This window comes from Dyella sp. SYSU CM1112 (assembly GCF_058216415.1).
This window is the reverse complement of the sequence record NZ_JBZEGI010000167.1, coordinates 1-251: the sequence shown is the minus strand read 5'-3', so window position 1 is coordinate 251 and position 251 is coordinate 1. Positions and strand designations below refer to the sequence as shown.

At 53.4% G+C, this 251-nt stretch carries 1 protein-coding gene; it reads left to right on the top strand.

Features of this window, described 5'->3' with window-relative positions:
* A partial coding sequence (locus AC4HNJ_RS22085) for a hypothetical protein (protein WP_490481755.1) occupies positions 1 to 251 on the top strand: 251 nt, incomplete at both ends.

Below are 251 nucleotides of genomic sequence, written 5' to 3'. Positions count from 1 at the left end.
GTTGGCATTGAATCTCTCCGGTGTGAGCACGACGCCAGCGGGACAGGATCTCTACGTCGTCGTCTATCGCCCTGATGTGGGGACCATCACCCCGACCGGCGACTACACTTATTTCGACACCACCAGTTCACAAACATTAAATCTGTCGAATTTACCTGTCAGTGGGACTTACACCGTTGTGGTGGATAGCACGGATGGCGTTCCAGCAAGTGGTCAATTGACGTTGATACCGGGTGTCACAGGTACCGTGA